The organism is methanotrophic endosymbiont of Bathymodiolus puteoserpentis (Logatchev) (assembly GCF_900128525.1).
In the GTDB taxonomy this organism is placed as follows: domain Bacteria; phylum Pseudomonadota; class Gammaproteobacteria; order Methylococcales; family Methylomonadaceae; genus Methyloprofundus.
This window is the reverse complement of sequence record NZ_FQTQ01000108.1, coordinates 122,793-135,507: the sequence shown is the minus strand read 5'-3', so window position 1 is coordinate 135,507 and position 12,715 is coordinate 122,793. Positions and strand designations below refer to the sequence as shown.

Annotated in this window: 15 protein-coding genes; 2 read left to right on the top strand and 13 right to left on the bottom strand. The window is 40.1% G+C overall.

Going from position 1 to position 12,715, the window contains the following annotated elements:
* Nucleotides 1-24: 24 nt before the first annotated feature.
* From BQ7314_RS09435 to BQ7314_RS09420, 4 genes are all read right to left on the bottom strand, one after another.
* On the bottom strand, nucleotides 25-474 hold the full coding sequence (locus BQ7314_RS09435) for a hypothetical protein (protein ID WP_174483445.1): 450 nt from the start codon (nucleotides 472-474) through the stop codon (nucleotides 25-27).
* Nucleotides 475-703: 229 nt separating this feature from the next.
* Nucleotides 704-1,339, bottom strand: a complete 636-nt coding sequence (msrA, locus tag BQ7314_RS09430; RefSeq protein WP_174483444.1) for a peptide-methionine (S)-S-oxide reductase MsrA — start codon at nucleotides 1,337-1,339, stop codon at nucleotides 704-706.
* Nucleotides 1,340-1,363: 24 nt separating this feature from the next.
* On the bottom strand, nucleotides 1,364-3,592 hold the full coding sequence (locus BQ7314_RS09425) for a diguanylate cyclase (protein ID WP_174483443.1): 2,229 nt from the start codon (nucleotides 3,590-3,592) through the stop codon (nucleotides 1,364-1,366).
* 319 nt (nucleotides 3,593-3,911) lie between these two features.
* Entirely contained in the window at nucleotides 3,912-4,418 is a 507-nt protein-coding gene (locus tag BQ7314_RS09420; RefSeq protein ID WP_174483442.1) for a peroxiredoxin, read from the bottom strand.
* Nucleotides 4,419-4,590: 172 nt separating this feature from the next.
* Here BQ7314_RS09420 and BQ7314_RS09415 point away from each other — a divergent pair, with 172 nt between their 5' ends.
* The gene (locus BQ7314_RS09415; protein ID WP_174483441.1) at nucleotides 4,591-5,349 is read left to right on the top strand and encodes a sulfite exporter TauE/SafE family protein; all 759 of its coding nucleotides are present in this window, start codon (nucleotides 4,591-4,593) and stop codon (nucleotides 5,347-5,349) included.
* 161 nt (nucleotides 5,350-5,510) lie between these two features.
* Here the strand turns inward: BQ7314_RS09415 and BQ7314_RS09410 are convergent, their stop codons facing one another.
* From BQ7314_RS09410 to BQ7314_RS09380, 7 genes are all read right to left on the bottom strand, one after another.
* Nucleotides 5,511-5,936: a hypothetical protein gene (locus BQ7314_RS09410; protein ID WP_174483440.1), complete on the bottom strand. Its 426-nt coding sequence runs from the start codon at nucleotides 5,934-5,936 to the stop codon at nucleotides 5,511-5,513.
* Between the two features lie 84 nt (nucleotides 5,937-6,020).
* Nucleotides 6,021-6,407: a helical membrane plugin domain-containing protein gene (locus tag BQ7314_RS09405; RefSeq protein ID WP_174483439.1), complete on the bottom strand. Its 387-nt coding sequence runs from the start codon at nucleotides 6,405-6,407 to the stop codon at nucleotides 6,021-6,023.
* A gap of 76 nt (nucleotides 6,408-6,483) precedes the next feature.
* The gene (locus tag BQ7314_RS09400) at nucleotides 6,484-6,663 is read right to left on the bottom strand and encodes a (4Fe-4S)-binding protein (protein ID WP_174483438.1); all 180 of its coding nucleotides are present in this window, start codon (nucleotides 6,661-6,663) and stop codon (nucleotides 6,484-6,486) included.
* 11 nt (nucleotides 6,664-6,674) lie between these two features.
* Complete coding sequence (locus tag BQ7314_RS09395) at nucleotides 6,675-6,953, bottom strand: DUF4242 domain-containing protein (RefSeq protein WP_174483437.1); 279 nt, start codon at nucleotides 6,951-6,953, stop codon at nucleotides 6,675-6,677.
* A gap of 130 nt (nucleotides 6,954-7,083) precedes the next feature.
* A complete protein-coding gene (locus BQ7314_RS09390; protein WP_174483436.1) occupies nucleotides 7,084-8,253 on the bottom strand; it encodes a YncE family protein in 1,170 nt (389 codons plus the stop codon).
* A 97-nt stretch (nucleotides 8,254-8,350) separates the two neighbouring features.
* The gene (locus BQ7314_RS09385; RefSeq protein WP_174483435.1) at nucleotides 8,351-8,740 is read right to left on the bottom strand and encodes a rhodanese-like domain-containing protein; all 390 of its coding nucleotides are present in this window, start codon (nucleotides 8,738-8,740) and stop codon (nucleotides 8,351-8,353) included.
* A 102-nt stretch (nucleotides 8,741-8,842) separates the two neighbouring features.
* A complete protein-coding gene (locus BQ7314_RS09380; protein WP_174483434.1) occupies nucleotides 8,843-9,442 on the bottom strand; it encodes a TetR/AcrR family transcriptional regulator in 600 nt (199 codons plus the stop codon).
* Between the two features lie 238 nt (nucleotides 9,443-9,680).
* Here BQ7314_RS09380 and BQ7314_RS09375 point away from each other — a divergent pair, with 238 nt between their 5' ends.
* A complete protein-coding gene (locus tag BQ7314_RS09375; RefSeq protein WP_174483433.1) occupies nucleotides 9,681-9,968 on the top strand; it encodes a hypothetical protein in 288 nt (95 codons plus the stop codon).
* A 241-nt stretch (nucleotides 9,969-10,209) separates the two neighbouring features.
* Here the strand turns inward: BQ7314_RS09375 and thrC are convergent, their stop codons facing one another.
* Together thrC and BQ7314_RS09365 are read right to left on the bottom strand one after the other, a co-directional pair.
* On the bottom strand, nucleotides 10,210-11,304 hold the full coding sequence (thrC, locus tag BQ7314_RS09370) for a threonine synthase (RefSeq protein WP_174483432.1): 1,095 nt from the start codon (nucleotides 11,302-11,304) through the stop codon (nucleotides 10,210-10,212).
* 6 nt (nucleotides 11,305-11,310) lie between these two features.
* Entirely contained in the window at nucleotides 11,311-12,621 is a 1,311-nt protein-coding gene (locus BQ7314_RS09365; RefSeq protein WP_174483431.1) for a homoserine dehydrogenase, read from the bottom strand.
* Nucleotides 12,622-12,715: the final 94 nt, after the last annotated feature.

The window sequence follows — 12,715 nt, the reverse complement described above, 5'->3', positions numbered from 1 at the left end:
TGATGATATAAGGGCGCTTACTCGTTACATGCACTTTGATAGCTGGCAATCATTACTGGAATTTATGCTGAGAGGGCTAGAAATTCCGATACCAGAAATATGAGAAATCCTAAATTGAGAATTGCTGTGTGTACAGGCTTTATTCCAAGTTTGACTTAGATTCTTGTGTAGATTGCTGAAGACTGTGCCTATTAGTTTTTCGGGGATGCTATTTAGTTCAATATTGAATTTAGCTAATTCGGGAAAGGCTAAAGGGTCATTTAGGGTGGCTAGAAAAGAGGCATTATTAGGGCTAGCTTGCATGGTATCGTCAATAAGCCAGGCCTCTATTTCAAAACCAGCAATAGGTGCTTTTTGTGAGCAATGCCCTTGCTTGATTAAATCTTTTAAGCACTCAGTTTCTTGGTTTAATTTTTGATAAAACTGAGTAAAGTCACTTGGGTTAAATGCACTGATGTTTATTTCTTGTCCCATAGTGGCTTCCTTGGGGTTGATATAAAGTAAAGTCGATTATTCGTAGGGCGGACTTTAATCCGCTGAGGGTTCAGTTTTTAACTAGATCTTAAATTATACGAAATATTAGGAAGTAAATGCGCTGATTTCCCTGTATTCCGCAAGCTTCACACAGGGCTACATCACTATAGCTTAATCTTCACTTTAATTGGCAGTATCTCTCAATACAAGCGGGCTGAAGTCCGCTCTACTAATGATTGAAAGATACGCCTATGCCACTTAGAGCGCAATAGCCTTCGGGGTGTTTAGCTAAATATTGTTGATGTTCATTTTCCGCATAATAAAATTGGGGGGCGGGTAAAATTTCAGTGCTAATTTTGTCGAGTCCGGCTTGAGTAAGGCGTTGTTGGTAGTGTTGCTTGGAACTTAGAGCTGTATTAAGTTGCTCATCCGTTGTGGCGTAAATGGCTGAGCGGTACTGTGTACCTATATCATTTCCTTGACGCATACCTTGTGTGGGGTTGTGTGCTTGCCAAAATAAAATCAGTAAATCTTGGTAGCTTATTTGCTTTGGGTCAAAGAGTATTTTTACGACTTCAGTATGCCCAGTTAAACCCGTACAAAGCTCTTTATAAGTAGGGTTTGGGGTGATACCTCCGGAATAGCCCACTGCTGTACTAAATACACCTGCTTGTTGCCAAAAAAAACGTTCTGCTCCCCAAAAACAGCCCAAGGAAAAAATGGCTGTTTGCAGTGCTGCAGGGAAAGGTGGTGCGATAGGTTTGCCTGTAACAAAGTGTGGTTCAGGCGTGCATAGTGGCGTATTTCGGCCAGTTAATGCCTCAGCTGCATTGGGTAGCGTTAATTTTTTTTGTGAGAAGAGCATAAGCCTGGGATCATCCTTTAAATTTTATTGGGTTGTTACTATAGCTGACTTAGTTAGGTCTTCGCGCATTTTTTGGGTAAAGATTTGGACATTATTGCGGCCAGATTCTTTAGCATAATACATGGCAATATCAGCGCTTTTTGCTAGACTAACTTCATCTTGGCCATGCTCAGGATAGCTGGCAATTCCTAAGCTAGCGGCTATAGATAATACGTGTTCTTGGCAAATAAAGGGTTGGTTAAGCGCATGGCGAATTTTTTCGGCAACTATAAACGCATCATTCTGGCTTTCAATAGTAGGTAATAAAATAATAAATTCATCTCCACCGACACGCGCCACTGTATCCGACTCACGTAGATAGCTCATAATACGTGTTGCGACATCTTTTAATAATAAATCACCAACCGCATGGCCATACTCATCATTGACGGGTTTAAACTTATCCAAATCCAGAAAAATGAGTGCTAAGTGCTTTTTATTTCGTTTGGCGGCATGTAAAGCTTGTTCTAAACGGTCACTGAGCAGGGTGCGATTAGGTAAGCCTGTTAAGGGATCATGTTCTGCTAAATGTTTGATGCGCCTTTCGATCTGTTTGCGTTTGGAAATATCATTTTTGGCGGCAATAAAATGTTGGATCTTCCCTGTCTCATCAACGACGGGCGAGATATTTAATTCTTCATCATATAAGCTACCATCTTTACGACGATTGATGATTTCACCTTGCCAAGGCTTGCCGCTCCGAATGGTTCTCCACAAAGCTTTATAGAAACGGCTATCCTGTTGTCCCGATTTAATTAATTCGGACGGTCTATGTCCTATCGCTTCGGTAGCATGATACCCCGTTAATTTTTCGAAAGCCGGGTTAACCCATTCTATATTACCGTATGTATCAGTAATCATTACACTTGTTTGCGATGCTTCTAATGCGGTCACTAGCATTTTGTTACGGTCAGTAATTTGTTTTTCTTGAGTAATATCTCTAAAAGCGACGACGGCACCTAAGCTTGTATTAGGTAAATGTATAGCCGCTACATTAAAGGCTACGGTAATTAAATGACCGTCTTTACACACAAATTTTTCTTCTGCCCTACGTGTTTTTCCATCAAGTAAAGTTTGTATTACTGGGCATTCATGGACATGATAGCTATGAAATAACGTTGGTACATGATTGCCTAATACTTCAACTTCAGTGTAACCCAGTAGTTTTAGTGCAGAAGGGTTGATAAAAGTACAACGGCCTTGATTATCGAGCCCGTAAACACCTTCAGCTAACGCATTGAGTAACGTGCTATGTTGCTCAACTTTTTCTATTATTTGCAGGCGCTGCTGAATAATACGCCGGTTAAAAATTAATAAATACAGGCCAAGCACTAAGATCAGCAATAGTGCGATGGTGGCAATGATAATTTGGAATGGATAGCGTTTCCAGATATCCAATAGAGTAAAATGAGGGACTGAGTCAAAAGGAGGGGCGCGTAGGGCACGTAAAATATCTTCTACCGGTGAATAGTTCATCGGTATGTTAAAGCCTATCACGCCACTCACTTTCTCGGAACTATTACGGAATAGTAATAAGGCAGCAGTAAATTGATTAGCAAGGTCTGAGTCAATATGGGATAGTGCAGCAATAGGCCACTCTGGGTATAAACGAGTTGATAACAGATAAGGGAAATTAGGAATATTTTGCTTATTAATAATTTTTAGGTGCGATAAATCTAAGCTATGCTCTTGTTGTAAAGCCTCTAATACACCGGTACGTACAAAGCCAATATCGGCTTGTTTGTTGAGCACAGCATCAACTACATTATCATGTGGCATTCCGGTGATAAGCAGCTGTTCTGGTTTGGGTAATGGAAGACCCGCTTGAAATAAAGCAAAACTTTGCATTTGATAGCCACCGAGTGAATACGTGTTAGTTACTGCAATATGCTGGTTTTGTAGGTCTTTAAGTTGGTTAATATCGGCACGTGTTGCTAAAGTAAAAATAACGCCTGCAAACGCAGTTAATGTATGTTGATCTGTTTGTTTGACCAGACTTGCCAGGGGCGAAGATAAGTTATATCGTTCTTTGAGTTGAATATAACTCCCTGGATTAGTGAGGACGAAATCAATTTTTCGTGTGGCTATAGCATTATCAAGCTCAAGGACAGTGAAAGCCTCAATAATAAAATTACGCTGAGGTATTGTTTTTTTGAAGTAATTTTCTAAAGGTTTCCAGTGAGCTAAGGTTTCTGCTTTTGGACGGTAAGCCAAAACACCTATTTTTACGAGTTTATTGCTAGCTTTTACGGAGGCGAAAACAGAATTAATAGAAAAAAAGCCTAATAAGACTAGGGCTATGGCAAAATAGTGTACTAGTATTTTCCTTGTGTAAGCTATTAATACTGCCTGAAAAATTCGCATATAGTCATGGTCCATTCGAAGACAGTTAATTTTAGCATAATAGCAGATAATAATTGACTGCTTTGTAAAAGCTCAGATATTGCTTAATATCGCAGTATCTAATGCGCTTGCCTTTTAAGGCTGCCATAGCCAGTATATATTTATATAGGTATCACCTTTCCCTGAAAAATTACAGTAATTTAAGCAGAGTTTCTGCTTTAGACCTCTCAAATTCTCCAGATCCTTCCACGCCTAAGTATTTAACTTCACCACTATCCACAAGCATAGCAAAGCGGAAGCAACGAATACCCATGCCACCCTTAGTTAAATCACGCTCTAAACCCAGAGCTCGAGTATAGATTGCACTCCCATCAGCCATCATGCGTACTTTCCCTGTAGCATTTTGTTCTTTACCCCAAGCAGCCATAACAAAGGCATCATTGACTGATAAACACCAGACCTCATCGACCCCTTTTGCTTTAAGTTGTTCGGCATATTTAATATAACCGGGTAAATGTTGTGCAGAACAAAGTGGTGTAAAGGCGCCAGGTACACCAAAAATGATAATTTTTTTACCTTGCGATTGCTCTATGACATCTAGTGTTTGTGGATTAGTTGGGCAGGCTGTTGAGCTATCGAATTCAGTGCATTCAGTCAGTTGGCCTGCGGGTAAATGATCGCCTATAGAAATAGTCATGGAGGTTCCTTGTTTACATTGTGAAGTTATAACATTTGCACAGCCACTTGCTGGTGTCAAGAAATTAGTCAAAAGTAGATGAATATAATAAATTCTAGGTAAATTATTGGTCGGTGTGTAAATCGCTGGGTAGAATACCGAATAATATATTAATTAATAGCAGGTGCCTCTTTTGGATTTTATTGAACAGCTAATACTTTTTAGCATCTCTTTGTTAGCCAATACCTTTTCCTCATTTAGTGGTGGCGGAGCGGGACTTATTCAATTTCCTGCTTTGATTTTTTTAGGGTTAAGTTTTTCAGTGGCTCTAGCAACACATAAAATCGCCAGTGTCGCACTGGGAGTAGGTGCGGCTTTACGTTATTTAAAAAGTAGTCCATTGGAACGTTATTTTGTTCTTTTGATTCTGGGAGCGGGTGTGCCGGGAGTTATTATTGGAGCACGCGTGATTCTTTTTGTGCCTGACCGTATTGCTATGATTGCTTTGGGTATTTTGACTGGCGGTTTAGGCGTTTACTCTATATTAAAACCTGATTTAGGACAGAATTATCGCAGTAAAAACCGAGATTATCGAGGTTATATGATCGGTGGATTAGTGTTGTTTTTTTTGGGAATTTTAAATGGCTCTTTAACCTCAGGAACAGGGTTATTTGTTACTCTATGGTTAGTCGGTTGGTTTGGTATGGATTATCAGAGAGCGATTGCCTACACTTTGATTCTGGTTGGTTTGTTTTGGAATGGCTCGGGCGCGGTGACTTTAGGTTTGTATGGTGCGATACGTTGGAGTTGGCTCCCAGCTTTGTTGCTTGGTTCTTTACTGGGTGGTTATTGGGGAACGCATTTGGCAATTAAGCATGGTAATCGTTGGATTAAGCGAGCTTTTGAGTTGGTGACTTTGCTGATTTCAGCGAAACTTTTATTGAGTAGTTGAGTAGTTGAGTAGTTGAGTAGTTGAGTTAGGGAGTCTTCAATAATCCGACAGCCAGCCCTTCTAAGGCTGGCAGTGCTGTATATGTTGCCAGCTTGCTTTTTTTGATCGACCTTTTAAACGTAAAAACAGCTGGACCAGTTATTTATAGAAGATTAGAGGCTTTAGTCTTCTTTATACCCAGAAAATCCCTGTTGAACACTGCCTCTAACTGGGCGTGATAAAAATGTTTTATTTAAAAGACTGAATGAAAAGGCTTCCTCTCGATTCCATGGCCAAAGTGAAACCATACGTGCCATGGCACAATAACCAAAAATTATCTGCGCCCAAGTGCCAATATATGGAACCCAATATAACCACTGCATCGATTCTGGCAATGAAACTAATAAAAGCATGAGATACCAGAAACGCACTTGAACAGGAAAATCTTTTAAGTTTCCTGCCCGAAAAATATAGTGGACGAGTTGGAAAGAGGTCAGGCCGATTGCCAGCATAAAGCCCCCACCATTTCCCAACACGCCACCCGTAAGCAGTATTGCTGTTACCAGCCAATACCACCAGCTAATATCTTTGTATTCAAACATCAACATATTGACTTACCTTGTATAATAACAAACCAGAGAACAGTCAAAAGGAATAATACCTTTAACCATCCTCTGGTTTTTCATTAACTATCAATCATTTTTCATCTGCCGACCAATAATCCGCATAGTCCCGATAAAAAAATGCAATGCGCGGCGAACATCTGGATCATTTAGAGAACTCATTAACGAAAATAGCCCAGGTGGTTTTTCCAATGCTTCTGTTTGTGCATTTGCCATCCGCACTGCGTTTCCACCCGTCCAGCCCAATGCCATAACTTCTTCAGCGACTTTAGTGGTTTTTTGCAGTGCTGCTTCATCTATAAATGCGATGTTATCAGAGACTAGCGATAACAAATCGACAATATTATCAAATCTACCCGCCTGTATTAGCGGTGCTGTTTTATCAATTAAATTCTTTAGACTGGGACAGCTTATAAATCGTAGGGTGGGCAATCTCTTCTGCCCACCGTGATGCATCCTTAATGGTGGGCAAAAAAAACTGCCCACCCTACTTTTTGCATGAATATTTATCCCGCTTTAAGCTGGTAGCCTATCAATCAATATGTTTTAACGCACTAGACGGACATTGCTTGATGACGTTAACGACTTCATTTTCAGCTGCTTTGTCAGGCTCAATAATAAATTGCCCATTTTCAACCTTAAAAACCTCAGGTAATGACTTAACGAATAGCCCTGAATGACTACATTGTTTTTCATCCCATTGTATTTTCATAACCTTTACTCCTAGCTATTTTCGGCAGTTGTTGGGTCAATCATGGTTTTAATTTCCGCAATTGAATTAGCAGGAAATTCACCACGCTCGGCATGGGTTTTAATGGTCTGTTCATCAGGGGCGATATAAACACAATACACTTTATTAGCGGTGACATAGCTTTCTAGCCACTGAATTTTCGGCCCCATATCCTGCAAAATAGAACAGGATTTTTGTGAGATTTGTTGCAAATCAGTTGCGCTTAATTGACCTGCATTAGGAATTTCTCTTTCAATAATATACTTTGGCATAATGCCTCCTACCTAATAGTTGACCAGTCATCTTTAACTGATCGTTTAAAAAAGATATAACGATTGATATGATGGGCCTGTAGTAGCATATCTGTTATATCAAGAATGTCTTCAGGTTTAAACCAGAAGACTAATGCGCATCGTCATGGTGCCATTTTGGCATCATCACAATACAATTTGGATTTAAACCCTGATCTTTAAAGGTATCAATACTGGTTTTAACGCGCTGCGTTTTTAAATCAACCACGGTAATAGAGCCATCACTCATATTGGGTAAATTTAACAGGCTATTTTGCACAAAGGCATAGCGTTCATCAGGTGATAACACAGTATGATGTGAGCCATTGGCCGTAGGAATGGCTTTTAGCAATTTAGGCTTGGCAGGATTTTTAATATCAAAAATATTTAAGTAGCCAGGGCTTGCCGTGGTGATATACATTTGGTCAAGCTTATGATTAAAATAAATCTCTAAAGGCACCCCTTGCTTTAAGGGATTAAAATCAAACGCAGGCGAAAAGCTAAAGCTTAAACTCATGCTGTTCCATACCCCAGTCCACAAGGTGTTACCAAACATATTGGTAATATAAAGCCTTTCCGGATTAGATTTAGGGACAAACACGGCTTCAACAGGGGCAACGCCTGAGGGTGATGCTTTATTTGACATTTTATGCGTCGAAAGCACTTTACCACTCCGCGCATTCAGAACAGTAATCGTTTCTTCAGACTCACTTAAATCAGGGCTGACCGTATTGGCAACCACAATCCGATTAATTTTGTCGTTTAAGCCAATACCGTGCGGGCGACTAATAAAGCGCTTGCTAGAGGCTGTTTTAGGCGCAGAAATCACTTTAATTTGTTGATCGGTTTGTGCATCTCCCATAATGACATTGCTTGAACCCATACAGGTTAAAAACCATCTTTTTTTATCCGCTGAAAAAACCATATCTTCAGCGACCTGACATTTTGGTACGGAGATGGTCTCAAGCTTGTACGGCTTTTTTGTCATATCCATTACTTGTAATGGATTACTTCCTAACCCTGTCACATAGGCTTTAGTCACATCTTTATTGTAAAAAACATGGTGTGCGACAACACCGACAGGCAAAGGAATATTTTCTACAATTTTGCCAAAATTAGCCGACTCAAGGTCAATATCAATAATTGCTAAACCTTCTTTTTTGGGTGTTTGCCCCGGTTTACTTTCATAATTGACCAATGCCAAGACTTCTGCCTGAGCCATTATTGGGCAAAGTAAAGCTATCGTCAGCAGGGATTTTTTTAAAACAGCTATTTTTTTCATTATTCTTCCTCAAGTATTTATTATTGTTGTTGAGTTATCATCCCTTAGTCGCTAGTAAAAACACACTGCTATGCAGTTTTGTTATAACGCTATTCATTTATTGTGGTGTGCTGATCGCTAATTTCGCTTCTTTCCAAGCATTCATGCCGCCATTAATATTCTTAATATGGGTAAAGCCCATCTGTTGTAAAACAACCGCTGCCATGGCTGAACGTCCAGAACTGGCACAAAATAACAACCATTTTTTATCACGATCCTGCAATTCGTCACGACGACCTGCATATTGCCGATCTGCTGCTGGCTCCAATATACCGCGCGGCACATTTAATGCGCCTGCAATAGTGCCTGCATTAAATTCAGCAGGTTCACGTACATCTAGAACCTGGTAGCCTTCCTCTAATAGTGCTTGCACTTCAGAAACATCAATTTCTTGGATTTGTGATTTTGCTTGTTTAACAAAATCCATTAAGGTTTTTTCTGAGTTCATTATAAAATCCTGTTCTTGTTATTATATGACCAGTCATCTTTAATTGGTCGTTTAAAAAAGCGATACAGCGGTATCACTGTATCGCTCTGCTTTATGATGGCTTTACTTTTCCTTGACGATAAAATAATCGTCTAATAAAGTCTCACAAAATTCTTGCAATGGCTGTACCGATTGCTCAATTTTCATACGTAATAATGCGCCCTGCCAATTATTAACCAATAAATTGGCCATCATTTCAGCACTTCTATCCTGGCGTACCGTGCCTTGTGTCTGTGCTTGCAATAAGGCTTTATATTGCAATAATCGGTAGCGTTCAACCGCCGATTTCAGTGCCTGATTACAAAGCTCACTGGTATCACCGACTTCTCCTATCATATTGCCCAGTAAACACCCCCCTTTATAGCCATTTTTTGCAGCAGCAATAATCAGCTCGGCATAGTAATTTTTTAAAGCTGCTAAGGCATCCTCAGGCGAGTGTTCAATATGTTGTTTTAATAGCTGAATAAACGGCTCGATATAGTGGCTAATGGTTTCTACTGCAAAAGCCTCTTTGCTATCAAAGTAACTGTAAAAAGAACCTTTAGAAACCTGAGCTGCCTTGGCAACTTCATTGATCCCCACAGCATGATAGCCATGCGTCATGAGTAAATGCACACCTTGGTCAAGTAAATTATTGCGTTTGATTTGTTTGCTAATCTTCATTGGGTAGTTAATATACGACTGGTCATCTATTGCGTCAAGGGGTTTTTTTTGGGTAGATTTCCACAAAATTATTTGTAACTGTTTTACTGCTTATTGCCATCTTGTATTGAGGTGACAAATGAAAATATGTGATCGAGTTCATGTTCAAAAATTTATAAATGCTTACTAGAGCAAGTTTATAGAGCCTGTTAAATGCTTAAATAAACCTTAAGATATTTTAAATTTTGAGGTGTAGTTTATGTGTGGAAAATTAGGTGCAAGTGAAGTGGATACTATCAAAAATATGATGACTATGACCGTTTATTTTGTACTTGCTGATATTTTTGATTTAGATGTGATGGATATTAAGCCTAGTTTCGATTTGGAAAAAGATTTACATATAACGAACGATCATAAGGCTTTGCTAAGTGGGGCGGTGATGGATATGTTTAATGGCTGTGAGTTAGATTTTTCAACTATGCATAAGGTTCAAGATGTTATAGAGCAGATAGTTATTGTGGAGCCTATTCATTCCTCGGTTCATTAACCAAGTAAGCCGATTGGTTTTTCTGCTTTCCCTTTGCTCGTACGATCTACGAGAAGGGCGAGGGGAGGAATTCATAGTTGTTCCGCTTGAAAAATATAGCTTATAAATATATTTTGGATGATTATATTTTTTTACTTCCCTGTTACAAACAATAGAGGCTGTTTTTAACGAGAGTGTGAAGTGGAGTTTATTGAGTATGCACGATAGTAAAGGGTGAGCAGTGCCCACCCCAAGTTTATTCTTACATATTGTCTAATATTGCTTTTTTTACTGCATCTAAAGAGGCATCAACCGATACAGGGTGTGTCTCAGTACACTGTTGAATTGCCGTATCAGGGTCTTTTAAGCCATTACCTGTTAAGGTACAAACAATTGTACTGCCTTCAGGGATTTTTCCAGTGGCAATATCATTTAATGCGCCAGCTAATGAAGTCGCTGAAGCAGGTTCACAGAAAATACCTTCATAAGCAGAGAGCATTTTTTGTGCAGCGAGGATTTTTTCATCAGAAAAGCTATCAAACCAGCCGCCTGACTCTTTTTGTACATTCCACGCTAAATCCCAAGACTGTGGATGACCAATGCGAATAGCCGTTGCTATTGTTTCTGGGTTATCAATCATTTTTCCAGCGGTGAAAGGTGCAGCACCGGCTGCTTGATAGCCGCACATAACAGGTGTATTGCTACTTACTGCGGCAATTCCGTTGGTTTCTTTGGCGTATTCGCTATAACCTTTCCAGTAAGCGGTAATATTACCGGCATTACCCACAGGTAAACAATGGAAGTCAGGCGCTCTACCTAATTCATCAACAATTTCAAAAGCAGCCGTTTTTTGGCCTTCGATTCGAAATGGGTTAATTGAGTTAACAATAGTCACTGGCGCATGATCAATAACTTGTTTAACCAAGCTCATGCCTTCGTCAAAGTTACCTCTGATTTGGATGATTTCTGCACCATACATTAAAGTTTGTGCTAATTTTCCTTGAGCAATTTTGCCTTCGGGAATTAAAACAAAGGCTCTAATGCCAGCGCGGACAGCATAAGCGGCTGCGGCTGCAGACGTATTACCTGTTGATGCGCAAATGATTGCTTGGCTACCATCTTCAACAGCTTTAGTGACGGCCATACTCATGCCGCGATCTTTAAATGAGCCTGTTGGGTTTAAGCCTTCATATTTGATATATATTTTAACATTCTTGCCAATCAACTTAGGAATGTTATGTAACTCAATAAGTGGCGTATTACCTTCGCCTAAGCTAATAATTCGTGTTGAGTCGCTGACTGGAAGACGGTCTCTGTAATGTTCGATTAAGCCTGTGTAACGTGTATGTGTTGCCATGGGTAATTATCCTAATGTTTCAAGCCGGATGCGTGTTACCTGACCGGTAACAGATGATAAATTTTTAATTGTAGAAATGGCATCGTCCATTTCTTTTTCGATGGTTTTTTGCGTGAGCATAATAATCTGGACAAGGGTTTGATCGGGTAGCGGCTCTTTTTGCAAAATAGCTTCGATGCTGATATTTTGTTGTGCAAGTATTTGGGTGATTTGTGCTAGGGTGCCGGGTTTATCTTCAACCGTTAAGCGCAAGTAATAGGCGGTCTCTATTTGCTCGTGTGTCAAAATATGTAAGTCAGCAATAGAGTCTTCTTGAAAGGCAAGATGCGGAACTTTATTAATTGAGTTGAGAGTTAAAGCGCGCGCGACATCGACCACATCCGCAATGACTGCGGAAGCAGTAGCTTCTGCGCCAGCGCCAGCACCATAGTATAAAGTTGGGCCAACGGCATCGGCATTGACTAAAACGGCATTCATTACGCCATCAACATTAGCCAGTAAACGGCGCTCAGGTATTAGGGTGGGGTGCACTCTAAGCTCTATACCTGCCTTGGTTTTACGGGCAATACCTAAGTGTTTAATACGGTAGCCTAATTCATTGGCATATTCGACATCAGCACGGGTGATTTTGGTAATGCCTTCGGTGTAAACATTTTCAAATTGTAGTGGGATACCAAAAGCAATGGAGGCGAGAATCATTAATTTATGACCGGCATCAATGCCTTCAACATCAAACGTTGGATCTGATTCAGCATAGCCTAGCGCTTGTGCTTCTTTAAGTACATCATTAAAATCACGACCTTTATCGCGCATTTCTGTGAGAATAAAGTTGCCTGTACCATTAATTATGCCTGCTAGCCAGTTGATATGATTACCGCTCAGGCCTTCGCGGATTGCTTTGATAATAGGAATGCCACCAGCGACCGCAGCTTCATAAGCGACGATGACATTGGCTTTACTGGCTGCTGAAAAAATTTCGTTACCGTGTAGCGCTATTAAGGCTTTATTAGCAGTGACGACATGCTTGCCGTTGGCTATTGCTTGTAAAACAAGCTCTTTAGCTAAACTGGTGCCACCGATTAATTCTAAAACAATGTCTATTTCAGAGTCATTAATAATTTCGTAGGGGTCAGTACTTAAGCGGATGTCTTGGGTGTCGCACGAACGTTTTCGAGTTAGGTCTCTTGCCGAGGCACAGGTGACAACAATTTCCCTTCCTGCGCGGCGTGAAATTTCTTTGGCATTACGTTTTAAGACATTTACAGTACCGCCGCCGACAGTGCCTAAACCTAAAACGCCTATTTTTACTGGCTTCAAATCAAACTCCTGAGCATGTATAGATAAACAGGTAAGTCCTTTACATTTAACCTATGCTCCTGCTTAGGTTTTATAATTAGTTGATCTAGTGTGT